Genomic DNA, 26,600 nt, shown 5'->3' with positions numbered 1-26,600 from the left:
AAGAAAAAAACGAAGCCGAAAGAAAAAAGGAGAATAGAATGAACTAAGACTTTTAGTTTTTCCAGCCAGAATGGTTTGTCAATTAGGTTTACAAATATTGTAAAGGGATGTCAATCAAGCTGTAAAAACTGGATTTTTTGCTTTTTTCTAGAAACTTCTTTCTCATTTTCATTGAAAATGATATAATGAACTCATTATAAATTGAGGAGTAATAAATGACTAAACCAATTATTTTAACAGGAGATCGTCCGACAGGAAAATTGCATATTGGTCATTATGTAGGAAGTTTACGGAACCGCGTGCTTTTGCAGGATCAGGGTAAATATGAGATGTTCGTATTTTTGGCTGATCAGCAAGCTTTGACAGATCATGCAAAGGATCCTCAGACAATTGTTGAGTCTATTGGTAATGTAGCTTTAGATTATCTAGCGGCTGGATTGGATCCTGAAAAGGTGACTATTTTTATTCAAAGTCAGATTCCTGAGTTGGCAGAGTTGTCAATGTATTACATGAATTTGGTGTCATTGGCTCGTCTTGAGCGTAATCCTACTGTCAAGACTGAGATTGCGCAAAAAGGATTTGGTGAAAGTTTGCCGACTGGGTTTTTAGTTTATCCAATTTCTCAAGCAGCAGATATTACTGCTTTTAAAGCTAATTTTGTACCAGTCGGACATGATCAAAAGCCTATGATTGAGCAGACTCGGGAAATTGTTCGTTCCTTTAACCACGCTTATCAGACAGATGTTTTAGTAGAACCGGAAGGGATTTATCCTGAAAATGAAGCAGCTGGACGTTTGCCTGGATTGGATGGCAATGCTAAGATGTCTAAATCTCTTAATAACGGTATTTATCTGGCAGATGATATGGATATTCTGCAAAAGAAAGTTATGAGCATGTATACAGATCCAAATCATATCAGAGTGGAAGATCCTGGAAAAGTTGAGGGAAATATGGTCTTTCATTATCTGGATGTTTTTGGCCGCCCCGAAGATGCTGCTGATATTGCTGCAATGAAAGAGCATTATCAAAGAGGTGGTCTGGGAGATGTCAAAACCAAACGCTATCTGTTAGAAATTTTAGAGCGAGAGTTAGGCCCGATTCGTGAACGTCGTGTGGAGTTTGCTAAAGACATGGGACAGGTTTATCAGATGCTGCAAGAAGGATGTGATAAGGCACGTCAGACTGCCGCTCAGACTCTTTCGGAAGTGAAGTCTGCGATGGGGATTAATTATTTTAAATAACGAACATTATTGATTATAAATCACAAAAACTATCGTTTTTAGTTTCAAAAATGATGGTTTTTATTTTTTGTGTAATAATGATTGACAATTTCCTATAGAATGGTATGATATTAACAACAAAAAAACCAGCTCTTATTCAAAGAAAACTGAACTTCAATTTTCTTTGGGTATTAGTTCAAATAAGAAGGAAAAGAGGAAACTGTGGATGTCTAACTGGGACACTAAATTTTTGAAAAAAGGTTTTACCTTTGATGATGTGCTTCTGATTCCTGCTGAAAGCCATGTACTGCCCAATGATGCTGATTTGAGTACCAAGCTTGCTGAGAATTTGACCTTGAATATCCCAATCATTACTGCCGCTATGGACACTGTTACAGAGAGTCAGATGGCTATCGCTATTGCCCGTGCTGGCGGTCTTGGAGTTATCCACAAAAATATGTCTATTGAGCAACAGGCCGATGAAGTTCGAAAGGTTAAACGTTCTGAGAATGGCGTTATTATTGATCCTTTTTTCCTAACGCCAGAGCATACGATTGCTGAAGCAGATGAGCTAATGGGACGTTACCGCATCAGTGGTGTTCCTGTTGTAGAAACTCTTGAAAATCGTAAGTTAGTAGGGATTCTAACTAATCGTGATTTGCGTTTTATTTCTGACTATGACCAACCTATTTCTCGCCATATGACCAGTGAGAATCTTGTAACGGCGCCTGTTGGAACAGATTTGGGAACTGCAGAGCGTATTTTGCAAGAACACCGGATTGAAAAGTTGCCTTTGGTTGATGATAAGGGCTGTCTTTCGGGTTTGATTACCATTAAAGATATTGAAAAGGTTATTGAGTTTCCAAATGCTGCTAAAGATGAGTTTGGTCGTCTTTTGGTCGCTGGTGCTGTCGGTGTTACTTCAGATACTTTCGAACGTGCAGAAGCTCTCTTTGAAGCGGGTGCAGATGCGATTGTTATTGATACTGCTCATGGCCACTCAGCTGGAGTTTTGCGCAAGATTGCTGAGATTCGTGCTCATTTCCCTGATCGCACCTTGATTGCTGGAAATATTGCAACTGCTGAGGGTGCGCGTGCACTTTTTGATGCAGGTGTGGATGTTGTTAAGGTCGGAATTGGTCCTGGTTCTATCTGTACAACCCGTGTCATTGCTGGTGTTGGTGTTCCTCAAGTAACTGCTATTTATGATGCAGCTGCTGTGGCACGTGAATATGGAAAAACCATCATTGCTGATGGTGGAATTAAGTATTCTGGAGATATTGTCAAGGCTTTGGCTGCAGGCGGAAATGCTGTTATGTTAGGTTCAATGTTTGCAGGAACAGACGAAGCGCCAGGCGAGACGGAAATCTTCCAAGGTCGGAAATTTAAGACTTACCGTGGTATGGGATCCATCGCCGCTATGAAGAAGGGCTCTAGTGACCGTTACTTCCAAGGGTCTGTTAATGAAGCTAATAAACTAGTTCCAGAAGGAATTGAAGGCCGTGTGGCGTATAAGGGAGCTGCTGCAGATATTGTCTTCCAGATGCTGGGTGGTATCCGCTCTGGAATGGGCTATGTTGGTGCTGCAAATCTGCAAGAACTTCACGATGATGCTCAGTTTATTGAGATGAGTGGCGCTGGATTAAAGGAAAGCCACCCTCATGATGTACAAATCACAAATGAAGCCCCTAACTATTCAGTTCAATAAAAAATAAAACGAGGTTGGGAATTTTTCCTAACCTCGTTTTAAATTTACGATTTAAATTGACATATGTTTACAATTTAAAAGACTATAAAAGCTGTTCTAATAACAATTCGATATAATTCGTTTACACTATAAGCAATATTTTGTAAATGAAATTTACAAAAACGTAAAGTTTGTGTAATGCTAGGATTGAGACATGATTTGTCCTTGCTGAATGGTGAAAATTTTAATATCTTGTGGAAGATTTTTTAAATGTTCTAAAGTTGTTGTAGTGATGAAAGTTTGAATATCCTGAGAGATAGTTTCTAATAATTTTAGTTGACGGTTATTGTCAAGTTCGCTCATTACATCGTCAAGCAACAAAATAGGTGTTTCCTTTGTAATGCTTTCTATTAACTTGATTTCGGCTAGTTTCAGTGATAAAACAAGACTGCGATGCTGACCTTGACTACCAAAGTTGGCATCCATTTGATTGATAAAAAAAGCAATATCATCACGATGGGGACCAACACCTGTATTTTTTTTGAATAGGTCGCGTTTACGGCTGCTTATTAAGGAAGAGCGGTAAGTTTCTTCTAAATTGTCAATTTGGTGTAAAGGAATAGATGACAGATACTTGACAGTCAATTTTTCCAAATTTTGAGAGATGTCCCAGTGCTTGTCTTGGGCAAAGCTTTCTAATTTTTGCAAAAAATCCAACCGATGCTTTATGACACGACAGCCATAGTCAACCAGCTGTTCATCAAGGACAGTCAAGAAAGTTTCGTCAACTTTATCATTAGCTTTCAGATAGGAATTGCGTTGTTTAAGGACATGATTATAATTGGATAAATCTGATAGATAGACAGGCTTGATTTGTCCAAGCTCAATGTCTATAAATTTACGACGTAGACTGGGAGAACCTTTAATCAACTGTAAATCTTCAGGAGCAAAAAGAACAACATTCATAGTTCCAATATAGTCTGATAATTTACTTTGTTTCAAGTGATTGACTTTTGTGATGCGACCTTTTGGTGTCAAGTTAATGTCAAGGGGAACTTTACCAGTCTTTTTTTCTAAGATGCCAGAGACAAGGAGATCATTTTCTGTAAAATGAATCAAATCCTTATCTGAACGTGTGCGGTGGCTTCTTGTTAAGGCTAGGAAATAAACAGCTTCTAAAATATTGGTTTTACCTTGTGCGTTCTGGCCTAGAAAGACATTTAAACCAGGATGGAAGTCAATATCAGCTTCCTGATAATTTCGGAAATGCTTGATTTTTAATGATTGCAGCCACATGATTAGATACCAGGGAAGCGAACAGGGCTTTTAGTAGTTTTCTGCTTTTTAGGTACCCCTGTATTCCTACGCTTTTCTTTTTTAGAAGTCTGCGATTTTTTTAAATCCTTGTTCATGGCTTTGACAAGTTCAGCAACTCGTTTTTTTTCTGCGATTTCTTTTTGGTGTTGCAGAATTTCTTCTTGACTAGGAGCTGTCAGATTAATTTCAATTCCTTGCTTGGGAAGGGAAATCGTGTCATTGACACGGAGTTTTTTTCCCCGGCGGTTTTCTCGCTCACCGTTAAAAAGAACTGGATATTCACTTAGAAATGTTTTAATTGCTCCGCCGCTTTGGATAATTCCTGTTTCTTTTAAAAGGGCTTGTAGCGTGATGTAGTCATCAAATAATTTATATTCCATATTTCACCTCAACCCTGTCATTATACCATATTTGTTAGTAAAAAGTACTGAGGTGCTTTGGATAAAATTCGAAAATTTCCTCCTGTTATCAGAAAACGTTTTAATCAGCAAAAAGCTTGGTAGAACAAACAAATCAGAGGCATTTCATGATATAATAGTAGTCTATATTATTCAGTATGAGGGGCGTCATGGAAATCACTAAAGGAGTTCGTCTCCATTTTATTCAATCAGAAAAATTTAAAACAAACAAAATTAGGGTTCGTTTTTCAGCGCCTATGTCCAAAGAAACAGTAGCTGGTCGGGTTTTAACAGCAAGCATGCTAGAAACTGTCAATGCGGTTTATCCTACTTCGCAGGCCTTCAGGGAGCGTTTGGCCAATTTGTATGGTGCTGATTATTCTACGAGTCTTTCAAGGAGAGGATTGGTCCATTATTTAGATATCAATCTTTCTTTTGTGCGGGATAAATTTTTGAGTCGCAAGAATGTCCTGACAGATGCCATGCTTGATTTTTTGAAAGCCAGCTTGTTTTCTCCATTGGTAAGTCAAGACGCTTTTGATGAATCTGCTTTTGAAATTGAGAAGAAAAATATCTTGAATGATTTGGAAGCAGAAATTGAGAATCATTTTTATCATGCTCATCGAGAATTAGACAAACTCTTTTATGAAGAAGAGGAAATGCAGATGCCTCGTGTTGGGACAATTGAATTAATCCAGAAAGAGACAGCTGCAAGCAGTTTTGTTGCTTTTCAGGAGATGCTTCAGGAAAATCAGATTGACTTTTTCTTTATTGGGGACTTTAATGAAGTGGCTGTTCGGGAGAAAATTCAATCTTTCAATTTTGCACCTCGCCAACAAGAACTTCAGTTAGTTTATCAGCAAGAATATTCCAATGTTTTACGAGAAGGACTGGAGCAGAAAGATGTCCATCAGTCAATTATTGAGTTGGCCTATCACTTCCCTATTCAGTACGGAGAGAGTGAGCACCTGCCTTTGGTCGTTTTAAATGCTTTGCTAGGTGGCTTTGCCCATTCGAAATTATTTGTCAATCTTCGTGAAAAGGAAGGGCTGGCTTATACAATTTCTAGCAATTTTGATATTTTTTCAGGAATGATGCGGATTTACGCTGGTATTGACCGCAGTAATCGGACCAGAACAGTTGCTTTAATCAACCGACAGATTGTTGATTTGAAGCGTGGGAATTTTAGTCAGGAAGAACTGAATCAAACCAAGAAAATGCTGAGAAATTCAGTATTGTTAGCTCAGGATCGACAGAATACAATCTTGGAGAGAGCTTATATGGCTTCTGTTTTAGGGAACAAATTCTTATCTCTTGAAGCTTGGCTGGAAGCTTTGGAACAGGTTCATAAGGATGATATTATCAAGTCAGCTGGCCTCTTAAAATTACAAGCTATTTACTTTATGGAAGGAAAATAATGCAGGGAGAAGTGCTAGAAAAAATCAATTATTCAGCAGTGGGAGAAACTGTCTATCAGACAGTCTTGGCAAATGGTTTGCGTGTTTTTCTTCTGCCTAAAAATGATTTTAATGAAACTTATGGGATTATCTCAACTAATTTTGGTTCAGTGGATACTGGGATTGTTTCACGTGAAACCAAGCAGGTCACTCAATATCCGGCTGGAATAGCTCATTTTTTGGAACATAAGCTTTTTGAAGGCCCGCAGGGAAAGGATTTGCTGCTGGAATTTACTAAGTTAGGTGCTGAGAGTAATGCCTTTACAAGCTTTACTCGGACTAGCTATCTATTTTCTGCAACGGATAATATTTCAGAAAACCTACAGCTTTTACAAGAACTGGTTCATCGGGCTGATTTCACAAAAGAATCCATTTTGCGGGAACAGGATATTATCGGCCAAGAAATTGAAATGTATCAAGATAATCCGGATTATCGTCTCTTTTTTGGAGCCTTGGCCAATCTCTATCCTCAAACACCTCTGGCAGAAGACATTGCAGGAACGAAAGAGTCTATCTCTGAGATTACCGTCGAAAATTTAAAGGAAAATTTCAGTAACTTTTATCATCCTTCTAATATGACTTTGTTTGTGATTGGTAATTTTGATTTGGAACAGATAGCTGCAGAGATTGCAGAACAGCAGGCAAAATTAATTTTTGCTGGGAGTTCGGAACCGATTGAAAAAATTCCTGTTAGTCTTCACCCAGTGGTATCAACGGACACCTACCGAATGGAGGTAGCTAGTCCAAAACTGGCAGTTGGGATTCGGGGAACAGACTTTGTTGATGAATCGGAGTTGTATCGCTATAAAATCACTTTGAAACTCTTATTTGCCATGATGTTTGGCTGGACTTCCAAGCGTTTCCAGTCCCTCTATGAAAGTGGGAAAATGGATAATTCTTTAACGCTGGAAGTGGAAGTAGAAAAAGATTTTCACTTTGTCATGCTGACGATGGACACTCAGGAACCGGTGGGACTTTCTCATCAGTTTCGCTCAGCCATCAAGAATTTTGACAAGGATCCGGATGTGACAGAAGAGCACTTGGATACGATTAAAAGCGAGATGTTTGGTGATTTTCTGCACGGTTTAAACTCGCTTGAGTATATTGCAACCCAATATGAACCGCATTTGACGGGTGAGAATCTGTTTGATTTGCCAAAAATTTTACAGGACATCAGCCTGAATGATGTGATAAAACTAGGTCATCGATTTATCGATCAGTGTGATATGACAGATTTTACTATTTTTCCAAAATAATTCCAGAATCGTTTTTAAAATTTTGTTAAAATAGTGAAGAATAGAAAAAAGGGAAAAGTAAGTATGAGAAAAAAAACGATAGGAGAAGTGTTGAAGCTTGCCCGAACCAATCAAGGGCTGAGCTTAGAGGAATTGTCAAAAAAGACAGATATCCAGCAGGATTTGCTGGAAGCGCTGGAACGAAATGACTATGATTTGCTTCCTAGTCCTTTCTATGCCCGTAGCTTCTTACGGAAATATGCTTGGGCTGTAGATTTGGATGAATCCATTATTCTGGAGGCTTACGAAGCTGGTGAGATGATTGTCTTTGATGAAGTGGCACTGGCAGCAGATGAGGAATTCAGGAGCAGAAAAAATAAAAATAAAAGCTCTTTTCTGCCCTTGTTCTATTTTCTCTTATTGGCTTCAGCTATTGCAGCTTTCGTTGCATACTATATTTGGAACTATGCTCATACTAATTCGGTAAGTTTCAAAGCATCTAACAGCAATTATAGTCTGGTTTCCTCTACAAGCATTAACAGTCAGAAGAGTTCCTTTTCTTCGGTTGATTCTAAGTCAGTTTCTTCCTCAGTTAGCAAATTGACAGTTAGTGGAAGCGGAGAGAATTTGATTGCTGAGTATAGCGGAGCAAGTCAGCCTGTCAAAGTGACCGTTTCTGTGGAGCAAACGACCAATTTGGTAAGCATAAGCGATTCAGAACTAGCCGAAGGTATCACCTTATCTCCTGAAAAATCAAGCCAGACGGTTTCTCTTGAGCCAGGCAATAAGTATCTTATTACGTTAGCACCTGTTAAAGGAGCAACTGTGACGATAGAAGGACAAAAACTAGATACTTCGGCTTTGACTAGCGATAGTGGAACCATTAGTTTGAACATTACGAAAGGATAAAAACGAAGAGAATCCCATGAAAAAAGAAAATATTCCAAATGCCTTAACCCTTGTTAGAATTGCTTTAATCCCTGTATTTGTTGTGATTTTAACATTCGGTCATTCTTATGCCATGCATATATTGGCAGCTTTTATCTTTGCTTTTGCCAGTATAACTGATTACCTAGATGGTTATTTGGCTCGAAAGTGGGAAGTGGTAACAAACTTTGGTAAATTTGCTGATCCCATGGCTGATAAGCTTTTAGTGATGTCTGCTTTTATCATGTTGATCGAGATGAAAATGGCTCCTGCCTGGGTTGTGGCTATTATTATTTGCCGGGAATTGGCAGTAACAGGTCTGCGCTTGCTTCTAGTAGAAACAGGCGGTACAGTCTTGGCGGCTGCTATGCCTGGTAAAATCAAGACCTTCACGCAGATGTTTGCTATTATTTTTCTACTGATTCATTGGACTCTCTTAGGACAAATCCTTCTGTACATTGCTTTAATCTTTACGATTTATTCTGGATATGACTACTTCAAGGGAAGTGCCTATCTCTTTAAAGACACCTTTAAATAATATGGAAAATATCATCGAAGTAAGAAATCTTAAGTACAAATACGATAGTGAGTCTGAGAATTACACTTTAAATGATGTCTCTTTTCAGGTAAAAAAAGGGGAATGGCTGTCTATTGTCGGTCATAATGGCAGTGGAAAATCAACCACTGTTCGTTTGATTGACGGCCTTTTAGAAGCGGAAAGCGGAGATATTATTATCTCAGGCGATAAGCTGACAGCTGAAAACGTCTGGGAAAAACGTCGACAGATTGGCATGGTATTCCAAAATCCAGATAATCAGTTTGTCGGTGCAACTGTAGAAGACGATGTAGCCTTTGGTTTGGAAAATCAAGGGCTGGACTATGATCTGATGGTAGAGCGAGTCCAGCAGGCATTAGAGCTTGTCGGCATGCAGGATTTTAAGGAGCGTGAACCAGCTCGTCTTTCCGGAGGGCAAAAACAGCGGGTAGCTGTTGCAGGTGTGGTAGCTCTGAGACCGGATATTATTATTTTGGATGAAGCAACTAGCATGCTAGATCCAGAGGGACGTTTGGATCTTATCCAGACCGTGAAAAAAATTAAAGATAAGAATCAGCTGACCGTCATCTCTATCACTCATGACCTGGATGAAATAGCCTTAAGCGACCGTGTTTTGGTCATGAAAGAGGGTCAGGTTGAGTCTACCGCTACCCCGAGAGAGCTTTTTTCTCGAGAAGATTTGGAAGAGCTAGGATTGGATCAGCCATTTGTTAATCAGGTAAAGGCGGCTTTGCGTCAGTCAGGGCTTTCTCTGCCAGACTCTTACTTAACAGAAAAAGAATTGCAGGATCAACTATGGGCATTACTCTCAAAAATGTAAGTTATACTTATCAAGCTGGCACTCCTTTTGAGGGACCAGCGCTTTTTGGAGTGGATTTGGAGATAAAATCGGGCAGTTATACAGCTCTTATCGGGCATACTGGCAGCGGTAAGTCAACCATTCTTCAGCTTTTAAATGGCTTGCTGGTTCCCGATCAGGGTAGTGTTGAAGTAGGCAGTACAGTCATCACAGCTGATTCTGTCAATAAAGACATTAAACAGGTGCGCAAGAAGGTCGGTCTAGTCTTTCAATTTCCGGAAAGTCAAGTTTTTGATGAAACAGTTTTGAAAGATGTGGCTTTTGGTCCTCAGAATTTTGGTGTTTCTAAGGAAGAAGCGGAAGCTTTGGCGCGTGAAAAGCTACACTTGGTCGGGATTTCTGAGGATTTGTTCAATCGCAGTCCTTTCGAACTTTCTGGTGGCCAGATGCGTAGGGTAGCCATCGCTGGTATACTAGCCATGGAGCCCGATATCTTGGTTTTGGATGAGCCGACAGCAGGACTTGATCCATCCGGTCGAAAAGAACTGATGAGGCTCTTTGAAGAGCTGCATCGTGCCGGTATGACCATTGTTTTGGTAACACACCTAATGGATGATGTAGCCAACTTTGCTGATACAGTCTATGTTTTAGATAAGGGCAGAGTAGTCAAGAGCGGTCAGCCTGCTCAGGTCTTTCAGGATTTGGATTTTATGGAGAGTATTCAATTGGGTGTTCCTAAGATTACAAAATTTGCTCACGAATTGGCGGAGAAAGGGATGAATTTCTCGCATTATCCTATTACAATTGAAGAATTCAAGGAGATCTTGCATGGATAAGTTGATTTTAGGTCGCTATATTCCCGGAAATTCAATCATCCATCGTTTGGATCCGCGGAGCAAGTTGCTGGCGATGTTTCTTTTTATTCTATTAATTTTCTGGGCTAATAATCTTGTGACCAATCTGCTGTTGTTTGTTTTCGTTTTTAGTTTGGTCTTGCTGTCTAAGGTTCCTTTGAAGTTCTTTTTAAAGGGTATCCAGTCCATGGTTTTTATCATAGCTTTTACCACCTTGTTCCAGCTGTTTTTAACCTCTGGAGGGGCCACAATCTTTCGATTCGCTTTTATCAGAATTACAGAACTAGGACTGTCACAGGCTGGAATTATTTTTAGCCGCTTTATTCTGATTATTTTCTTTTCTACTCTTCTGACTCTGACAACGACGCCCTTAAGCTTGTCCGATGCGGTTGAGTCTTTGTTGAAACCACTGAAGGTTTTCAAAGTGCCAGCACATGAGATTGGTCTGATGCTCTCTATGAGCCTGCGCTTCGTTCCAACGTTGATGGATGATACTACTCGGATTATGAACGCCCAGAGGGCGCGTGGTGTTGACTTTGGCGAGGGAAAGCTTGTTCAAAAGGTTAAATCTATTATTCCCATTCTAATCCCTTTGTTTGCTTCTAGTTTTAAAAGGGCAGATGCTCTAGCAATTGCCATGGAAGCGCGCGGTTATAATGGAGGTGAAGGCCGGACACGTTTTCGCCGCTTGGCATGGAAAAGAAATGACAGCTTGGCTATTATTAGCTTACTTATATTAGGTGTTCTGCTTTATATATTGAAAAACTGACCTATTGTTTAAAGTGTTTTTAGAGAATAGTATAAGTTAAACTTGTCTATTTTTTGCTTGGTCAAAGAAAATATTTGGCAAAAAAGCTCTAAAAGTCTGTTTTTAACGTCTAAACTAAATGTTCTTGTAACGTTTGACTTGGTAATGTAACTTTTTGGTAATATTTTATGTGTAAGATAGTATTATCACCGAAAGGAGAATTACATTTTAATGAACAAAAAAACAGCAAAATGGACTTTAACAGGTGCAGTCGCTGCAGCGGCTTTCTTGGTTTCAGGTATTGCAAATGCTGAGACCTATACAGTTGAAGCCGGTGATACTTTATCAGCTATTGCTAACGAAAAAAATACAACTCTTGAGAAATTAGTAGAGTTAAACAAGATTGCAGATCCAAATCACATCCGTGTTGGTCAAATCTTGGAACTTGGAAATAGTGCCAAAACGTCTGAAACAAGCGTAGCAGCAACTGCAACTCCCGTAAATAATTATGCAGCACCTGCAGCAACAGCTAATTCAGCAGCAACTTCAGGAGGCCTTGTACTTAGCAATGGTAATACCGCTGGTGCAACTGGTTCTTATGCAGCATCACGTATGGCAGAAATGACTGGTGTTCCTGCATCAACTTGGGAAGCTATCATTGCCCGTGAATCAAATGGTCAAGTAGATGCTTACAACCCTTCAGGTGCTAGTGGTCTTTTCCAAACAATGCCAGGTTGGGGTTCAACAGCTACTGTTGATGATCAAATCCAATCAGCATATAGCGCCTATAGTGCTCAAGGACTTTCAGCTTGGGGTTACTAAGATAAAACTAAAAAAACCACAGAATCCCTGTGGTTTTTTTAGTTTACATAAAATTGACAATTTATAAGCAAAAAATGGTAGTGTAGATAAAGATTTAAAGATAACAATCTTATCTAGATTGACAGCTATGTAAAGTTATGAAAAGTGTTCGTTTAATATTTTTAAAATGTGTTTGGGAGAATGAGCCAGGAAATCTGCTCCATTTTCTAGTAACTCTTTTTGGCTGCCAAAGCCCCAAAGGACTCCTAGAGTTGAGATTCCTACTTCTTTACCGCCAATTATATCAAACTTTGTATCGCCTATAATTATGGTTTCTTCTGGATTTGCATCTAGTGTTCGCAGAGCTCGGAGCAGAACATCTGCTTTGTGAAATGAATCTGGCAGTGAGCCAAAAATATCATCAAATTGCTCAGAGATAGCTAGATTTGCTAATAAATCTTGTGCTGTGGGTTGATTCTTACTCGTTGTTACATAAATTTTATAACCAGCTTCTTTTAACTGTGTCAGTAATTCTGGTATCCCTTCATAGAGGCGAACGCCCCAGATGCCTTTTTCCTTATAGAAGCTACGATAATAGTTAATCGCTTCTGGAACTTGGCTTTCTTCAAGAACAGAAGCGAAGCTTACTTCCAGAGGAGGCCCCATAAAACTTTTTATAATATTTTCTTCAGGGCACTCTTTTCCAAGTTGTTTAAAACTGTATTCAAAGGATTTTTGGATGCCCTTTGAACTGTCAACTAAGGTTCCATCCAAATCAAAGAAGATATATTTCAAATGGCTCATCTTGTCTCCTTTTTTACTATCTAGTAAATCTACTTGACAAATTTGTCAAGGTTATTCTCCAAAGATTTCTTTTGAAAGTCTGCGACCTGTCGGTGTTGTAGCTAGACCACCTTCAGCTGTTTCTCTGAAAGCAGTAGGCAGACTTGACCCGACTTGATACATGGCGTCAACAACTTCGTCAACAGGAATTTTAGACTCGATTCCTGCAAGAGCCATATCAGCTGCAATAAAGGCGTAACTGGCTCCCATAGCATTTCGCTTGACACAAGGAACTTCCACCAGACCAGCTACTGGATCACAAATCAAGCCCAGCATGTTTTTGATGACAAAACAAATAGCTTGACTGGCTTGAAAAGGTGAACCTCCAGCAGCCAGAACTAAAGCAGCTGCACTCATAGCAGAAGCAGAGCCAACCTCAGCTTGACAGCCACCTTCAGCACCTGAAATTGAGGCGTTATTGGCAATAACTAGGCCAAAAGCGCCTGCAGCTAATAGAAAGTTTAGCTGTTCTTCTTCTGAGAGTCCTAATTTTTCAATAGCAGATGTAAGAACAGCTGGCAGACAGCCAGCGCTGCCGGCCGTTGGTGTGGCACAAACCAAGCCCATTTTAGCATTATGCTCATTGACAGCAATAGCATTTTTTGCAGCAGTCAGCACAGTGTGGTCTGATAAAGCCTTTCCTGACTGGATATAATGATCAAGTTTTGCTGCGTCACCACCAGTCAATCCGCTTCGAGACTTGCTCTCATCGAGTCCAAGAAGGACAGAGGCTTTCATGACTTCCAGATTGCGATGCATTAGCCGCAGGACTTCATCTCTTTCACGACCAGTCAATTCATACTCGGTAGCAATCATCAATTCAGCAACATTTCCTTGGTAATCCAAGTCAGCTTGCTCTACCAATTCTTTGATGGAATAAAACATATTTTCTCCTATTTAAAGAAATTTACATTATGCAGATGAGGAATATTGCGAATTTCATCGATGGCTTCCTCACAGCTGCGGCTGTCAACTTCAATAATCATAATCGCTTTTTCCCCAGCCTTCTCACGAGTGACATTCATCTGAGCTATATTGATATTGTAGCGTGACAGAGCTTCGGTGACATGGGCAATCATACCTGGGACATCTTGATGGACAATAATGATGGTCGGAGTATTCATGCTCAGAGATACTGAAAATCCATTCAGCTCCGTTACTTGAATGTTGCCGCCACCGATAGAGACTCCAGTCACACTGATTGTTTTATGGTCATTTTTGACTGTAATCTTTGTCGTATTGGGGTGGGGAGCATTGCTATCCTTTTGAATCGTCCAGACAATCTTGATACCGCGTTTATGGGCGATTTCAAGGCTGTTAGGAATCTCTGGATCATCTGTATCCATACCTAAAATCCCTGCTACAAGAGCCAAGTCAGTTCCGTGACCTCGGTAAGTTTTGGCAAAAGAGTTAAAGAGCTGGAACTCTACTTCCGTAGGATCATCATTAAAAATAGAGGAGACAATTTTTCCAATACGGACGGCACCTGCCGTATGGCTGCTTGATGGACCTATCATCACAGGTCCGATAATATCAAAAACAGAGTGAAATCTTAGTGAAGTCATGATTTCTCCTTGCAGCTTATTTATTATTTTCATTATAACAAAGTTAAGGGCTTTCTGCTGATTTTTTAAATGAATTAAAAGTGGATATTATAAAATTTTGTTAGAGAGGAAAGTAAACGAGAAAATCAATAAATTTACAACATTGTAAACATTCTTTACAGATAATAAATTTAGTTAAATTTCTGATTTGTTTTCCTAATCCTTTCGTGCTATAATAGGGCTTGCTCAAACGACCTTCAATCGTTGAAGCACAGCACGACCTTCAATCGTGAAATAACGAAAAGATGGGAGAACACAATGAGTGATAACTCTAAGACTCGTGTCGTTGTTGGTATGAGCGGAGGTGTCGATTCATCAGTAACTGCCTTGCTCTTGAAAGAGCAAGGTTACGATGTAATTGGTATCTTCATGAAAAACTGGGACGACACAGATGAATTTGGTGTCTGCACAGCCACAGAAGACTACAAGGATGTGGCAGCTGTTGCAGACCAGATTGGCATTCCTTACTACTCTGTCAACTTTGAGAAAGAGTACTGGGAACGTGTTTTTGAATACTTCTTGGCGGAATACCGAGCTGGTAGGACTCCAAATCCAGATGTCATGTGTAACAAGGAAATCAAGTTTAAAGCCTTCCTTGACTATGCCTTGACACTGGGCGCTGATTACGTTGCAACGGGTCACTATGCTCAGGTGAAGAGAGACCAAGATGGCTTGGTTCACATGCTGCGTGGCAAGGACAACAATAAGGATCAGACTTACTTCCTAAGCCAACTATCACAGGAACAACTGCAAAAGACTATGTTTCCTCTGGGTCATTTAGAAAAACCAGAAGTTCGAGCAATTGCTGAAAGAGCTGGTTTAGCTACAGCTAAGAAAAAAGACTCGACAGGTATTTGCTTCATTGGTGAGAAGAATTTTAAAGAATTTCTGAGTCAATATTTACCAGCTCAGCCGGGTCGCATGATGACCTTGGAAGGCCGAGATATGGGCCAGCATGCTGGCTTGATGTATTATACTATTGGTCAGCGAGGTGGTCTTGGAATTGGTGGTCAGCACGGGGGAGATAATCAGCCTTGGTTTGTGGTTGGAAAAGATCTCAGCCAAAATATTCTTTATGTCGGTCAGGGCTTTTACCATGACAATTTGATGTCAACCAGTCTTGACGCTAGTCAGGTTCATTTCACAAAAGAAATGCCAGAAGAATTTACTATGGAATGTACAGCTAAGTTCCGTTATCGTCAGCCGGATTCCAAGGTGACAGTTACTGTAAAGGGTGACAAGGCTGTTGTCAACTTTGATAAACCACAAAGGGCTATTACTCCAGGTCAAGCAGTCGTCTTCTATGATGGAGATGAGTGCCTGGGTGGAGGCTTGATTGACAGAGCTTATAAGAATGGTCAAGTCTTGCAGTACATTTAGATTGACAATCTAGCTCAATCTGCTACAATAAGATAAGCAATACCTATGATGGTCAAAGCTCATGGATGTTGCAGGCTTTTTTGTCCTGCACTTCTAGAGAATTGGCCTTTTTTGGTGAAAAAATGAAGGAAAAAGAAATGTCACACAATTTTACTGAAAGTTATGATATTATCGTGATTGGAGCAGGGCATGCTGGGGTTGAGGCATCGCTTGCTGCCAGTCGAATGGGCTGTAAAGTTCTTTTGGCAACCATCAATATTGAGATGCTGGCTTTTATGCCCTGCAATCCATCTATCGGAGGGTCTGCAAAAGGCATTGTCGTTCGTGAAGTAGATGCTTTGGGCGGAGAGATGGCCAAGAATATTGACAAGAGCTATATCCAGATGAAAATGCTCAATACTGGTAAAGGACCCGCTGTTCGGGCTCTTCGGGCGCAGGCGGATAAGGAAGTCTACTCCAAAGAAATGCGGAAGACTGTCGAAAATCAAGAAAATCTGACTCTGCGGCAAACCATGATTAATGAAATCTTGGTAGAAGATGGTAAGGTCATTGGGGTTAAGACAGCGACGCAACAGGAATATGCAGCTAAAGCTGTCATTGTTACCACTGGAACAGCCTTGCGGGGAGAAATTATCATTGGTGATCTCAAGTATTCATCTGGTCCTAACCATAGTCTAGCAGCCATTCCTTTGGCTGATAATCTGCGGGATCTAGGTTTTGAAATTGGTCGTTTTAAGACAGGAACGCCACCGCGTGTCAAGGCATCATCTATCAATTATGATGTGACTGAAATTCAGCCAGGTGATGAAAAGGCCAATCATTTCTCTTACACTTCTCGTGATGAGGACTATGTGAAAGATCAAGTGCCTTGCTGGTTGACTTATACCAATGCGGAAAGTCACGAAATTATCCAAAATAACCTGCACCGGGCTCCTATGTTTTCAGGTATCGTTAAGGGTGTGGGCCCTCGCTATTGCCCGTCAATCGAGGATAAGATTGTCCGTTTTGCGGATAAGGAACGCCACCAGCTTTTCTTAGAACCTGAGGGTCGTGATACAGAAGAGGTTTATGTGCAGGGGCTGTCAACCAGTCTGCCAGAAGATGTACAAAAGGACTTGGTTCACTCTATCAAAGGTTTAGAAAATGCTGAGATGATGCGGACAGGCTATGCCATTGAGTACGATATGATCATGCCCCACCAGTTACGGGCAACCTTGGAAACTAAGAAAATTTCAGGGCTCTTTACAGCAGGTCAGACCAATGGAACTTCTGGTTATGAAGAAGCCGCTGGTCAAGGGATTATTGCTGGGATTAATGCGGCCTTGAAGATCCAAGGGAAGCCGGAGTTAATCTTGAAGCGCAGTGATGGTTACATTGGAGTCATGATTGATGATTTGGTGACCAAGGGGACCGTAGAACCCTATCGACTTTTGACCAGCCGAGCTGAGTACCGTTTGATTCTCCGTCATGACAATGCAGATATGCGTTTGACAGAGATGGGACGAGAAATTGGTCTGGTTGATGATGAGCGCTGGGCTCGTTTTGAGATTAAAAAGAATCAGTTTGACAATGAAATGAAGCGTTTGGAATCCATCAAACTAAAACCTGTCAAGGAAACAAACGCTAAAGTAGAAGAGCTTGGCTTTAAGCCTCTGACGGATGCAGTAACTGCCAAAGAATTTATGCGACGGCCAGAAGTATCTTACCAAGATGTAGTTCAGTTCATTGGTCCGGCGGCAGAGGAGCTTGATGAAAAGATTATCGAGCTAATTGAGACAGAGATTAAGTACGAAGGTTATATTTCTAAAGCTCTCGATCAGGTTGAAAAGATGAAGCGTATGGAAGAGAAGCGGATTCCAGCTAATATTGACTGGGATGATATTGACTCGATTGCGACTGAAGCTCGACAGAAGTTTAAGAAAATCAATCCAGAAACAATTGGTCAGGCTAGTCGTATTTCTGGTGTCAATCCAGCAGATATTTCCATTTTGATGGTTTACTTAGAAGGCAAGTCTAGAAGCATTTCTAAAAATCAAGCGAAGTAACTCTTGTAAAAGGCTTAGTTTCCTTTGAGAAGCAGCCTTTTTGTGTAAATTTACAAGAGGTTTACAATGTTGTAAACTTTGAAATGCTGTTTTTCGCTTTCTTTACCCTTCTTAAATGCTTTACTTATTGGGAGAAATTCGCTTTTTTCTAGGATTTATGGTAAAATGGCGGAATAAGAGGTCTATGATGAGAAAATTTCGTTTTGCCCCAATTCACTTGGCGATGGCGGGTCTAATTTCCTTTATAATCTTAGCCATCTGTCTGAGGCTTTTTGGTGATAGTTTGGCCATGCTAGCTGCTCTCATGCTTGTGCTGGCTCTTTTGATTGTGCTTTTTATCCAGCAACAGAGAGTATCCGAGCTAGATGAGATTGAGCAGATTCATTATGTCAATCATCAAGCAGAAGGAAGCCTCGCTTCCTTGCTGGATAAGATGCCAGTTGGTGTCATTAAAATCAGTGAAGATAATGGTGATGTAGAGTGGTTTAATCCCTATGCGGAACTGATTTTTACAACCGAAGATGGTGATTTTGATGCTGATATGCTCAAGAATATCATGAAGGCTGCTTATTCAGACTCTGGTCATTATGCTACGGTTGGAGACAAGAAATATTCGGTTTACTTGGACCGTGCATCCAGTGTGTTTTATTTTTTTGATGCATCCAATGAATACGAAGCCACTGTTGGTCTGGTAACAACGCGCCCGGTAATCGGGATTATCTCGGTGGATAATTATGATGATTTGGAAGATGTTGTTTCAGACACGGATATCAGTCATATCAATAGCTTTGTGGCCAACTTCGTAGCAGAATTTTCTGAGCAGTTTCATATGTTTTACCGTCGGGTTGGCATGGATCGGTTCTATCTTTTTACGGATTACACAGTGCTGGAACAGCTGATGGAAAATAAATTTTCTATCATTGATCAATTCCGGACGGAAGCTAAAAATCGAGAGCTGTCGCTGACACTCAGTATGGGCTTTTCTTATGGTGATGGCAATCATGATGAAATCGGTCGGGTCGCCCTGCTTAACCTCAACTTAGCTGAAGTTCGGGGTGGGGATCAAGCTGTCGTCAAAGAAAATAATGACAACATGAATCCAATCTTCTTTGGTGGAGGAACGGCGTCAGCTGTTAAGCGCACGCGCACCCGTACTCGGGCTATGATGACTGCAATCTCTGATAAGATTAAGAGTGTGGATCAGGTCTTTATAGTCGGACATAAAAATCTGGATATGGATGCCTTGGGGTCTTCTCTTGGTATGCAGCTCTTTGCTAGTAATATCATTGAGAAAGCTTATGTGGTCTATGATCCGTCTCAGATGGCTTCTGACATTGAGCGGTCCATTACAAAGCTCCAGCAGGAAGGGGCTGATTATCTGGTGCCGCTTTCTGAAGCAGTAAATATGGTGACCAATCGGTCGCTCTTGATTATGGTTGACCACTCCAAGATATCTCTGACTCTGTCTAAGGATTTCTTTGATCAATTCAGTCAGATTATCGTAGTGGACCACCATCGTCGTGATGAAGATTTTCCGGAAAATGCTGTGATTGCCTATATCGAAAGTGGGGCTAGCAGTGCCAGTGAATTGGTAACGGAGCTGATTCAGTTCCAGAATTCTAAAAAGAATCGTCTCAGTAAGATGCAAGCCAGCATTCTCATGGCGGGGATTATGCTTGACACCAAAGGATTTTCATCTCGAGTCACCAGTCGGACCTTTGATGTGGCCAGCTATCTGCGGACTCGAGGCAGTGACAGTGTTGTGATTCAGGACATTTCCGCTACGAATTTTGAGGAATATCGTGCGATTAATGAGCTGATTTTAAATGGCAAGAAGATATTGCCAAATGTCATTGTAGCAGCTGGTCCAGAGGAGAACACTTATGATACGGTTGTCATCAGTAAGGCAGCTGATACCATGCTATCCATGTCAGGAATTGAAGCTACTTTTGTCGTGAGCAAGAATACCAAAGGCTATGTGTCTATTTCGGCTCGCAGTCGCAGCAAAATCAACGTTCAGCGAATTATGGAAAAGCTGGGCGGTGGCGGTCATTTCAATCTGGCGGCAGCTCAAATTGAAGGTAAAACAGTTTCTGAGGTCCTTCAGTCGTTGAATCAAGAAATTATGGATCAAGTCATTAAAGAGGAAGTAATAATAGACGAGGAGAAAAAAGTATGAAAGTAATTTTTTTAGCAGATGTAAAAGGCAAGGGCAAAAAAGGCGAAATCAAGGAAATGCCGACTGGCTATGCTCAAAATTTTCTGATTAAGAAAAATTTAGCCAAGGAAGCAACAGCGCAGGCTATCGGTGAGCTGCGCGGTAAGCAAAAGTCTGAAGAAAAAGCCCACGCTGAACTAGTGGCAGAAGCTCAGGCTATTAAGGCTAAGTTAGCAGAAGAAGCTACTCTTGTTGAATTTACTGAAAAAGTTGGTCCGGACGGCCGCACCTTTGGCTCTATTACCAGCAAGAAAATAGCAGAAGAGCTGCAGAAGCAGTTTGGCATTAAAATTGACAAGCGCCATATTAAGGTGGACTCACCGATTCGCTCCATTGGTCTGATCGATGTTCCAGTGAAAATTTATCAGGATATAACTGGGGTGATTCGTTTGCGGGTTAAAGAAGGATAATAGTGATTTGAAGGAAGGATTTACCGATGGCAGAGATTGATGAACTCCGAGCTCAGCCTCAGGATATTTTAGCGGAGCAGTCCGTTTTAGGAGCCATTTTCATTGATGAGAGCAAACTGGTCTTTGTTCGTGAGTATATCGAGCCTGCTGACTTCTTTAAGTATGCCAATCGCTTGATTTTCAAGGCTATGATTGACTTGGCTGACCGCGGCGATGCCATTGATGCAACGACGGTTCGCAATATTTTAGACAGTCAGGGTGACTTGCAGAATATCGGCGGTCTCAGCTACTTGGTGGAAGTGGTCAATTCTGTGCCAACCTCTGCCAATGCTGAATACTATGCTAAAATCGTTGCAGAAAAGGCTATTCTAAGGCGGCTGATTTCGCGTCTGACAGAGTCTATCAATCAAGCCTACGATGGTGACCGTCTGTCAGAGGAAATTATTGCCGGAGCTGAAAAAGCTCTGATTGATGTCAGTGAAACAGCTAACCGCAGCGGTTTTAAAAATATCCGTGATGTGCTGAATCTTAACTTTGGCAATCTGGAGGCTCGGTCTCTGCAGACATCAGATATCACTGGGATTGCGACTGGCTACCGTGAGCTGGACAAGATGACGACTGGTCTGCATGAGGAAGAATTAATCATTTTGGCGGCCCGGCCAGCGGTCGGAAAGACAGCCTTTGCCCTCAATATCGCTCAGAATATCGGAACCAAGCTGGATAAGACTGTAGCCATTTTCTCTCTGGAAATGGGGGCGGAGAGCTTGGTGGACCGGATGCTGGCTTCAGAAGGGGTGATTAATTCTCATTCCATTCGTACGGGGCAACTGACAGATGAAGAGTGGCAAAAATATACCATTGCGACAGCTAATCTGGCTAACGCTAGTATCTATATCGATGATACACCAGGGATTCGGATTACAGAGATTCGCTCGCGGGCTCGAAAACTGGCCCAGGAAACGGGGAATCTAGGGCTGGTTTTGATTGACTATTTGCAGCTGATTACGGGAACTGGGCGTGAAAACCGCCAGCAAGAGGTTTCGGAAATTTCCCGGCAGTTGAAAATCTTGGCTAAGGAGCTCAAGGTCCCGGTCATTGCGCTGAGTCAGCTCTCGCGTGGCGTAGAGCAGCGGCAGGATAAGCGACCAGTGCTGTCTGATATTCGGGAATCAGGTTCCATTGAGCAGGATGCGGATATCGTTGCTTTCCTTTACCGGGATGATTATTATGATCGGGCTGGTGAGGAGGAAGAAGGCATTCCCAACAACAAGGTTGAAGTCATTATTGAGAAAAACCGGAGTGGGGCGCGTGGTACAGTAGAGTTAATTTTCCAGAAAGAGTATAATAAATTCTCAAGTATTTCCAAAAGAGAGGACGAATAAAGATGAGTGATGCATTTACAGATGTGGCAAAAATGAAAAAAATCAAAGAAGATGTCAAGGCGCATGAAGGACAAATCGTCGAGATGACGCTGGAAAACGGCCGTAAGCGCCAAAAAAGCAAGCAAGGCCGTCTGATTGAAGTTTATCCGTCTTTGTTTATCGTGGAATATTCCAATGAAGGCGGTCAGCCAGGAGAAATTTCCAATACCTATGTAGAGTCTTATACTTATTCTGACATTTTGACAGAAAAGAACCTCATCCGTTATTTTGATGAATAGAAAGGTCCAGTGGGCCTTTTTACTTATATTTGAAGCAATTCCTCAGTCAAATCGACTTATATAGAGGATGATAAGCAAAGAAAACAGGTGGTCATCATGATTAAAAATTTGGTTTTTGATTTGGGCAATGTTCTGATTGAATGGAATTCTAAGAAAATCCTGACATATTTTGAACCTGAGAAAGAGCGGCGGCAGGTCCTTAGACAGGCCATTTTTGAGTCAGGTGTCTGGCATAAGACAGACAAAGGAGAGCTGAGTTTGAAAGATGCCTGTGAGGGAGTCCAGACTCAGCTAGATGCTTCCTATCATTCTGTCGTTAAGAATATCTTTTATCATTGGTATGAGGTTGTGCATGTTTACAGTGGTTTACAGGAAAGAATTCGGCTATGGGCTAATCAGGGCGGCTATCGAATCTATATCTTGTCAACCACTTGTGAGATTTTTTATCATATTGAAAAAGCTGGTTTGTTGCCCATTTACCCACTGCTGTCGGGCTATATCCTTTCCTCAGAGGTCGGTGTCGTCAAGCCAGAAGCAGAGATTTACCAAAAGCTGTTGAAAAAATATAATCTGAATCCAGTAGAATCCGTCTTCATTGATGATATTCAGGCTAACTTAGATACGGCAGCTGAATTGGGCTTTGAAACCATCTTATCCACAAGCGAGACAGAGAATATCAGGGCCTTGGAGACTTTGCTGGCTGCGAAAGGGAAGTTTGACTGATGGATGATAGTTTGCTTCATTTATAGTTGAAACATAGTGAGTCCAAGCTCCTACCTTGACATTTGCTGATGATTGCGCTATCATAGTCCTATATATGGGAGTCTGTGTACAGTCTGAGAGGAAGTGTAAGCTTCGACCGCACCTGATCTGGGTAATGCCAGCGTAGGAATCATACCGAAAATAGTGGTATTGTGCGCCTTTTCCATATATGGAAAAGGCTTTTTCTTTTATCATCTTTATCGATGGTGATATCTTGAAGAATTGCAGCGCTAAAAATGTAGGAAAGGAGAAAAATCGTTCTAATGAAAATACTACAAAGGCTGATGCGGCAGCAGATCGGTCTCTTAGGTATGCTGGGTGTCCTTGTCATCTGGCAGGTTATGGGTTGGCTCAAGCTCTTGCCCAAGTTTATCCTGCCGACACCTCTGGAAATCGGTCAGGCCTTTATCAGAGATGCTGGCTTTCTAGCAAGTCATAGCTGGGCGACCTTAAGAGTAGCCTTACTGGGTTTAGTCTTGGGTGTCATCTTGGCCTGTATACTTGCTATACTCATGGACAGCATGAGCTGGCTCAATGATCTGATTTATCCCATGATGGTCGTGGTGCAGACGATCCCGACCATTGCTTTGGCGCCAATTCTGGTTCTCTGGCTGGGTTATGGGATTTTGCCCAAGATTGTGCTGATTATTCTGACGACAACCTTTCCGATTATCGTCAGTATTCTGGATGGTTTTCGGCATTGTGACCGGGATACTCTGACTCTCTTTGAGCTTATGCAGGCCAATCGCTGGCAGATTCTCTGGCATTTTAAGATTCCAGCTAGTCTGCCCTATTTCTATGCGGGCTTGCGCGTCAGTGTTTCCTATGCCTTTATCACGACTGTGGTTTCTGAATGGCTGGGCGGTTTCGAAGGCTTGGGTGTCTATATGATTCAGTCCAAGAAACTTTTCCAGTACGATACCATGTTTGCCATTATCATATTGGTTTCGGTCATCAGCCTTCTGGGGATGAAGCTGGTGGCTGTCAGTGAAAAATATGTCATCAAGTGGAAATAGGAGCTCAGCTCTGCTATTTTCCAAATAAAGAAAAGAGGATAATGATGAAAAAAAGTTATAAAGTCTTGTTGGCAGGTTTGGCTGCCGTGTCAATCATTGGCCTAGCGGCCTGCGGTCAGTCGAAATCTACGTCTGAAAGCAAGGATAAAAAGATTGATTTTATCCTAGACTGGTCACCTAACACTAACCATACCGGCCTTTATGTGGCTCAGGAAAAGGGCTACTTCAAGGAAGCAGGCGTGGATGTGGATATCAAGTTGCCGCCTGAAGATAGCAGTTCGGATTTGATTATCAACGGCAAGGCACCTTTTGGTATTTACTTCCAGGACTCTATGGCTAAAAAACTGGATAAGGGGGCAGAAATCACAGCTGTTGCGGCTATTGTAGAGCATAATACTTCGGGTATCATTTCCAAGAAGTCGGCTGGGATTACAAGTCCTAAGGATCTGGCTGGGAAGAAATATGGTACCTGGAATGATCCAGTGGAGCTAGGCATGCTCAAAACCTTGGTTGAAAGCCAAGGCGGCCAGTTTGATGAAGTGGAAAAAGTTCCCAACAACGATTCCAACTCTATTACGCCGATTGAAAATGGTTTGTTTGATGCAGCGTGGATTTATCATGGCTGGGATGGTATTATGGCCCAGTCTCAGGGCATGGACACGAATTTCTTTTACATGAAGGACTATGTCAAGGAGTTTGACTATTATTCTCCAGTCATCATTGCCAATAATGACTATCTGAAGAAGAATCCGGACGAGGCGAAAAAGGTCCTGCAGGCTATCAAGAAGGGATATCAATATGCCATGGAGCACCCTGAAGAAGCAGCGGATATTTTAATCAAGCATGCGCCAGAGCTGAAAAACAAGCGTGACTTTGTCTTAGCTTCTCAAAAATATCTGTCTGAGCAATATGCATCAGATAAGGACAAGTGGGGTCAGTTTGAGGCTAGCCGCTGGAATGCCTTTTACAAATGGGCCAAGGATAAGGGTATCGTGGACAATGACTTGAGTGACAAGGGATTCAGCAACGATTATATAAAATAATGACAGAAATTAAACTTGAAAATGTAAGCTATGCTTATGATGAGCAGCAGATTTTGAAAGATATCAGCCTACAGGTAGAAGCAGGCCAGATCGTAGCGATTTTGGGGCCTAGTGGAGTCGGGAAAACGACCCTCTTTAATCTGATTGCTGGGATTTTGGAGGTCCAGTCGGGCAGGATTGTCCTAGACGGGCAGGAAAATCCCAAGGGCCGGGTGAGTTATATGCTGCAGAAGGACTTGCTGCTAGAGCACAAGACAGTGCTGGGCAATGTCATCTTGCCCCTCTTAATCCGAAAAGTATCAAAAAAGGAAGCGACGGAGCAGGCAAGTCAGATTTTGAAAGAGTTCGGGCTCTTTGATGTAGCAGACAAGTATCCACATGAGCTGAGTGGGGGGATGCGGCAGCGCGTGGCTCTGCTACGGACCTATATGTTCGGTCACAAGCTATTTCTTCTAGACGAGGCCTTTAGTGCCTTGGATGAGCTGACTAAGATGGAGCTGCACGCTTGGTATCTGGATATTCATCGCAGGCTGGGTCTGACGACCCTTCTCATTACTCATAGCATCGAGGAAGCTCTGGCTCTCAGCGACCATATCTATATTCTGAAAAATCGGCCTGGAGAAGTCGTTACAGATCTCCAACTGACTTGGTCAGACAGTGAGGATAAGGAATTGCAGAAGCTGCGATATAAGCAGGAGATTTTGAAGATTTTGGGAGTGTGAAGGAATGGCCTGAATTTATTTGCTTTAAAGAAACAACCTAAATCAAGCCTTTTGGCTTGATTTTTTGGATGAGCCCCTTTACTTTTGAATTTATTCATGGTACAATAACCTTTGTGTGAAATAGCAGCAGGAAAGCATGGAGCTCGTCAACAGAACATCAGCTATAAAAGTAGCCTTAGCTGTTTGGGCGAAAATGTTCTGCACGAATCAGGGCTTTCTAAGTGACTATTTCCTCAAAAATATTTTACAGGAGGACATTTTTATGTCACGTTATACAGGACCATCTTGGAAACAAGCTCGTCGTTTGGGTCTTTCTCTTACTGGTACAGGTAAAGAATTGGCTCGCCGTAACTATGTACCTGGTCAACATGGACCAAACAACCGCAGCAAATTGTCAGAATACGGTTTGCAATTGGCTGAAAAGCAAAAACTTCGTTTCACTTACGGTGTAGGTGAAAAACAATTCCGTAACTTGTTTGTTCAAGCTTCAAAAATCAAAGAAGGAATCCTTGGTTTCAACTTCATGCTTCTCTTGGAGCGTCGCTTGGATAACGTTGTTTACCGTCTTGGTCTTGCGACTACTCGTCGTCAAGCTCGTCAATTCGTAAACCACGGTCACATCCTTGTTGACGGCAAACGCGTTGATATCCCATCATACCGCGTAACTCCAGGTCAAGTAATCTCAGTTCGTGAGAAATCATTGAAAGTGCCTGCAATCCTTGAAGCTGTTGAAGCAACTCTTGGACGTCCAGCATTCGTATCATTCGATGCTGAAAAATTAGAAGGTTCATTGACTCGCCTTCCAGAGCGCGATGAAATCAACCCAGAAATCAACGAAGCACTTATCGTTGAATTCTACAACAAAATGCTTTAATTTGTATTTGTTCAGAAGTCGGTT

26 protein-coding genes and 1 riboswitch are annotated in these 26,600 nt (G+C 41.5%); of the genes, 21 read left to right on the top strand and 5 right to left on the bottom strand.

What is annotated here, in order from left to right; all coding sequences use genetic code 11:
- Window positions 1–215 precede the first annotated feature (215 nt).
- The gene (gene trpS, locus RSK81_RS12465; RefSeq protein WP_002894281.1) at window positions 216–1,241 is read left to right on the top strand and encodes a tryptophan--tRNA ligase; all 1,026 of its coding nucleotides are present in this window, start codon (window positions 216–218) and stop codon (window positions 1,239–1,241) included.
- Between the two features lie 205 nt (window positions 1,242–1,446).
- On the top strand, window positions 1,447–2,928 hold the full coding sequence (gene guaB, locus RSK81_RS12460; RefSeq protein WP_315686994.1) for an IMP dehydrogenase: 1,482 nt from the start codon (window positions 1,447–1,449) through the stop codon (window positions 2,926–2,928).
- A gap of 180 nt (window positions 2,929–3,108) precedes the next feature.
- Here guaB and recF read toward each other — a convergent pair whose 3' ends face one another.
- Both recF and yaaA read right to left on the bottom strand, forming a co-directional pair.
- On the bottom strand, window positions 3,109–4,203 hold the full coding sequence (gene recF / locus RSK81_RS12455; RefSeq protein ID WP_002927407.1) for a DNA replication/repair protein RecF: 1,095 nt from the start codon (window positions 4,201–4,203) through the stop codon (window positions 3,109–3,111).
- A 2-nt stretch (window positions 4,204–4,205) separates the two neighbouring features.
- Window positions 4,206–4,604, bottom strand: a complete 399-nt coding sequence (yaaA, locus tag RSK81_RS12450; RefSeq protein ID WP_002927406.1) for a S4 domain-containing protein YaaA — start codon at window positions 4,602–4,604, stop codon at window positions 4,206–4,208.
- Window positions 4,605–4,792: 188 nt separating this feature from the next.
- On the opposite strand from yaaA, the gene yfmF reads away from it, so the two are divergent.
- From yfmF to RSK81_RS12410, 8 genes are all read left to right on the top strand, one after another.
- Window positions 4,793–6,040: an EF-P 5-aminopentanol modification-associated protein YfmF gene (gene yfmF, locus RSK81_RS12445; RefSeq protein WP_301280173.1), complete on the top strand. Its 1,248-nt coding sequence runs from the start codon at window positions 4,793–4,795 to the stop codon at window positions 6,038–6,040.
- Complete coding sequence (yfmH, locus tag RSK81_RS12440) at window positions 6,040–7,335, top strand: EF-P 5-aminopentanol modification-associated protein YfmH (RefSeq protein ID WP_002927403.1); 1,296 nt, start codon at window positions 6,040–6,042, stop codon at window positions 7,333–7,335. The genes yfmF and yfmH overlap by 1 nt, the downstream gene beginning before the upstream one ends.
- A gap of 33 nt (window positions 7,336–7,368) precedes the next feature.
- Complete coding sequence (rodZ, locus tag RSK81_RS12435) at window positions 7,369–8,223, top strand: cytoskeleton protein RodZ (protein ID WP_002927402.1); 855 nt, start codon at window positions 7,369–7,371, stop codon at window positions 8,221–8,223.
- A 16-nt stretch (window positions 8,224–8,239) separates the two neighbouring features.
- Window positions 8,240–8,779 carry a CDP-diacylglycerol--glycerol-3-phosphate 3-phosphatidyltransferase gene (gene pgsA / locus RSK81_RS12430; RefSeq protein WP_002927401.1) on the top strand — a complete coding sequence of 180 codons (540 nt, stop codon included), beginning with the start codon at window positions 8,240–8,242 and terminating at the stop codon, window positions 8,777–8,779.
- 1 nt (window position 8,780) lies between these two features.
- Window positions 8,781–9,617, top strand: a complete 837-nt coding sequence (locus RSK81_RS12425) for an energy-coupling factor ABC transporter ATP-binding protein (protein ID WP_002927399.1) — start codon at window positions 8,781–8,783, stop codon at window positions 9,615–9,617.
- Window positions 9,593–10,432: an energy-coupling factor ABC transporter ATP-binding protein gene (locus RSK81_RS12420; RefSeq protein ID WP_002927398.1), complete on the top strand. Its 840-nt coding sequence runs from the start codon at window positions 9,593–9,595 to the stop codon at window positions 10,430–10,432. Before RSK81_RS12425 ends, RSK81_RS12420 begins: the two co-directional genes overlap by 25 nt.
- The gene (locus RSK81_RS12415) at window positions 10,425–11,219 is read left to right on the top strand and encodes an energy-coupling factor transporter transmembrane component T family protein (protein ID WP_223338109.1); all 795 of its coding nucleotides are present in this window, start codon (window positions 10,425–10,427) and stop codon (window positions 11,217–11,219) included. The genes RSK81_RS12420 and RSK81_RS12415 overlap by 8 nt, the downstream gene beginning before the upstream one ends.
- Window positions 11,220–11,429: 210 nt before the next feature.
- Window positions 11,430–12,020: a LysM peptidoglycan-binding domain-containing protein gene (locus tag RSK81_RS12410; protein ID WP_002894257.1), complete on the top strand. Its 591-nt coding sequence runs from the start codon at window positions 11,430–11,432 to the stop codon at window positions 12,018–12,020.
- Between the two features lie 135 nt (window positions 12,021–12,155).
- On the opposite strand, the gene RSK81_RS12405 is transcribed toward RSK81_RS12410, so the two are convergent.
- The 3 genes from RSK81_RS12405 to sdaAB are packed head-to-tail and all read right to left on the bottom strand — an operon-like array spanning window position 12,156 to window position 14,407.
- Window positions 12,156–12,803: an HAD family hydrolase gene (locus tag RSK81_RS12405; RefSeq protein ID WP_315686991.1), complete on the bottom strand. Its 648-nt coding sequence runs from the start codon at window positions 12,801–12,803 to the stop codon at window positions 12,156–12,158.
- A 51-nt stretch (window positions 12,804–12,854) separates the two neighbouring features.
- Complete coding sequence (gene sdaAA / locus RSK81_RS12400; RefSeq protein ID WP_315686990.1) at window positions 12,855–13,727, bottom strand: L-serine ammonia-lyase, iron-sulfur-dependent, subunit alpha; 873 nt, start codon at window positions 13,725–13,727, stop codon at window positions 12,855–12,857.
- A gap of 8 nt (window positions 13,728–13,735) precedes the next feature.
- Window positions 13,736–14,407, bottom strand: coding sequence for an L-serine ammonia-lyase, iron-sulfur-dependent subunit beta (sdaAB, locus tag RSK81_RS12395; RefSeq protein WP_315686988.1), 672 nt, complete (start codon window positions 14,405–14,407; stop codon window positions 13,736–13,738).
- 273 nt (window positions 14,408–14,680) lie between these two features.
- On the opposite strand from sdaAB, the gene mnmA reads away from it, so the two are divergent.
- The 11 genes from mnmA to rpsD all read left to right on the top strand — a co-directional run bounded on the left by mnmA (window position 14,681) and on the right by rpsD (window position 26,576).
- Entirely contained in the window at window positions 14,681–15,826 is a 1,146-nt protein-coding gene (gene mnmA, locus RSK81_RS12390; protein WP_315687786.1) for a tRNA 2-thiouridine(34) synthase MnmA, read from the top strand.
- A 137-nt stretch (window positions 15,827–15,963) separates the two neighbouring features.
- Window positions 15,964–17,871 (top strand): tRNA uridine-5-carboxymethylaminomethyl(34) synthesis enzyme MnmG, encoded by a 1,908-nt coding sequence (gene mnmG, locus RSK81_RS12385; RefSeq protein WP_315686987.1) that lies wholly within the window; start codon window positions 15,964–15,966, stop codon window positions 17,869–17,871.
- Window positions 17,872–18,028: 157 nt separating this feature from the next.
- Complete coding sequence (locus tag RSK81_RS12380) at window positions 18,029–20,050, top strand: DHH family phosphoesterase (protein ID WP_315686986.1); 2,022 nt, start codon at window positions 18,029–18,031, stop codon at window positions 20,048–20,050.
- Window positions 20,047–20,499, top strand: coding sequence for a 50S ribosomal protein L9 (gene rplI, locus RSK81_RS12375; protein WP_002894242.1), 453 nt, complete (start codon window positions 20,047–20,049; stop codon window positions 20,497–20,499). Before RSK81_RS12380 ends, rplI begins: the two co-directional genes overlap by 4 nt.
- Before the next feature lie 26 nt (window positions 20,500–20,525).
- Entirely contained in the window at window positions 20,526–21,881 is a 1,356-nt protein-coding gene (gene dnaB / locus RSK81_RS12370; protein ID WP_002894241.1) for a replicative DNA helicase, read from the top strand.
- A 2-nt stretch (window positions 21,882–21,883) separates the two neighbouring features.
- Window positions 21,884–22,159 carry a Veg family protein gene (locus RSK81_RS12365; protein WP_315686985.1) on the top strand — a complete coding sequence of 92 codons (276 nt, stop codon included), beginning with the start codon at window positions 21,884–21,886 and terminating at the stop codon, window positions 22,157–22,159.
- 96 nt (window positions 22,160–22,255) lie between these two features.
- Window positions 22,256–22,882, top strand: a complete 627-nt coding sequence (locus tag RSK81_RS12360) for an HAD family phosphatase (protein ID WP_315686984.1) — start codon at window positions 22,256–22,258, stop codon at window positions 22,880–22,882.
- 84 nt (window positions 22,883–22,966) lie between these two features.
- A riboswitch (TPP riboswitch) is annotated at window positions 22,967–23,068 on the top strand.
- A 116-nt stretch (window positions 23,069–23,184) separates the two neighbouring features.
- Complete coding sequence (locus RSK81_RS12355) at window positions 23,185–23,937, top strand: ABC transporter permease (protein WP_023917136.1); 753 nt, start codon at window positions 23,185–23,187, stop codon at window positions 23,935–23,937.
- 44 nt (window positions 23,938–23,981) lie between these two features.
- Complete coding sequence (locus RSK81_RS12350) at window positions 23,982–24,980, top strand: ABC transporter substrate-binding protein (RefSeq protein ID WP_023917135.1); 999 nt, start codon at window positions 23,982–23,984, stop codon at window positions 24,978–24,980.
- Window positions 24,980–25,702 carry an ABC transporter ATP-binding protein gene (locus tag RSK81_RS12345; protein WP_002927384.1) on the top strand — a complete coding sequence of 241 codons (723 nt, stop codon included), beginning with the start codon at window positions 24,980–24,982 and terminating at the stop codon, window positions 25,700–25,702. The genes RSK81_RS12350 and RSK81_RS12345 overlap by 1 nt, the downstream gene beginning before the upstream one ends.
- A 262-nt stretch (window positions 25,703–25,964) precedes the next feature.
- On the top strand, window positions 25,965–26,576 hold the full coding sequence (rpsD, locus tag RSK81_RS12340) for a 30S ribosomal protein S4 (protein WP_002899562.1): 612 nt from the start codon (window positions 25,965–25,967) through the stop codon (window positions 26,574–26,576).
- Window positions 26,577–26,600: the final 24 nt, after the last annotated feature.

The sequence above is a fragment of the Streptococcus sp. DTU_2020_1000888_1_SI_GRL_NUU_041A genome, from assembly GCF_032387735.1.
GTDB classification, from domain to species: Bacteria; Bacillota; Bacilli; order Lactobacillales; family Streptococcaceae; genus Streptococcus; species Streptococcus sanguinis.
Note: the sequence above shows the minus strand (reverse complement) of the source record. Positions and strands in the feature narration are given on the sequence as shown.

Coding starts and splice junctions, on each gene's coding strand:
- trpS (WP_002894281.1), top strand. CDS start 216: ATGACTAAACCAATTATTTTAACAGGAGATCGTCCGACAGGAAAATTG.
- guaB (WP_315686994.1), top strand. CDS start 1,447: ATGTCTAACTGGGACACTAAATTTTTGAAAAAAGGTTTTACCTTTGAT.
- recF (WP_002927407.1), bottom strand. CDS start 4,203: ATGTGGCTGCAATCATTAAAAATCAAGCATTTCCGAAATTATCAGGAA.
- yaaA (WP_002927406.1), bottom strand. CDS start 4,604: ATGGAATATAAATTATTTGATGACTACATCACGCTACAAGCCCTTTTA.
- yfmF (WP_301280173.1), top strand. CDS start 4,793: ATGGAAATCACTAAAGGAGTTCGTCTCCATTTTATTCAATCAGAAAAA.
- yfmH (WP_002927403.1), top strand. CDS start 6,040: ATGCAGGGAGAAGTGCTAGAAAAAATCAATTATTCAGCAGTGGGAGAA.
- pgsA (WP_002927401.1), top strand. CDS start 8,240: ATGAAAAAAGAAAATATTCCAAATGCCTTAACCCTTGTTAGAATTGCT.
- RSK81_RS12425 (WP_002927399.1), top strand. CDS start 8,781: ATGGAAAATATCATCGAAGTAAGAAATCTTAAGTACAAATACGATAGT.
- RSK81_RS12420 (WP_002927398.1), top strand. CDS start 9,593: ATGGGCATTACTCTCAAAAATGTAAGTTATACTTATCAAGCTGGCACT.
- RSK81_RS12415 (WP_223338109.1), top strand. CDS start 10,425: ATGGATAAGTTGATTTTAGGTCGCTATATTCCCGGAAATTCAATCATC.
- RSK81_RS12410 (WP_002894257.1), top strand. CDS start 11,430: ATGAACAAAAAAACAGCAAAATGGACTTTAACAGGTGCAGTCGCTGCA.
- RSK81_RS12405 (WP_315686991.1), bottom strand. CDS start 12,803: ATGAGCCATTTGAAATATATCTTCTTTGATTTGGATGGAACCTTAGTT.
- sdaAA (WP_315686990.1), bottom strand. CDS start 13,727: ATGTTTTATTCCATCAAAGAATTGGTAGAGCAAGCTGACTTGGATTAC.
- sdaAB (WP_315686988.1), bottom strand. CDS start 14,407: ATGACTTCACTAAGATTTCACTCTGTTTTTGATATTATCGGACCTGTG.
- mnmG (WP_315686987.1), top strand. CDS start 15,964: ATGTCACACAATTTTACTGAAAGTTATGATATTATCGTGATTGGAGCA.
- RSK81_RS12380 (WP_315686986.1), top strand. CDS start 18,029: ATGGTAAAATGGCGGAATAAGAGGTCTATGATGAGAAAATTTCGTTTT.
- rplI (WP_002894242.1), top strand. CDS start 20,047: ATGAAAGTAATTTTTTTAGCAGATGTAAAAGGCAAGGGCAAAAAAGGC.
- dnaB (WP_002894241.1), top strand. CDS start 20,526: ATGGCAGAGATTGATGAACTCCGAGCTCAGCCTCAGGATATTTTAGCG.
- RSK81_RS12365 (WP_315686985.1), top strand. CDS start 21,884: ATGAGTGATGCATTTACAGATGTGGCAAAAATGAAAAAAATCAAAGAA.
- RSK81_RS12360 (WP_315686984.1), top strand. CDS start 22,256: ATGATTAAAAATTTGGTTTTTGATTTGGGCAATGTTCTGATTGAATGG.
- RSK81_RS12355 (WP_023917136.1), top strand. CDS start 23,185: ATGAAAATACTACAAAGGCTGATGCGGCAGCAGATCGGTCTCTTAGGT.
- RSK81_RS12350 (WP_023917135.1), top strand. CDS start 23,982: ATGAAAAAAAGTTATAAAGTCTTGTTGGCAGGTTTGGCTGCCGTGTCA.
- RSK81_RS12345 (WP_002927384.1), top strand. CDS start 24,980: ATGACAGAAATTAAACTTGAAAATGTAAGCTATGCTTATGATGAGCAG.
- rpsD (WP_002899562.1), top strand. CDS start 25,965: ATGTCACGTTATACAGGACCATCTTGGAAACAAGCTCGTCGTTTGGGT.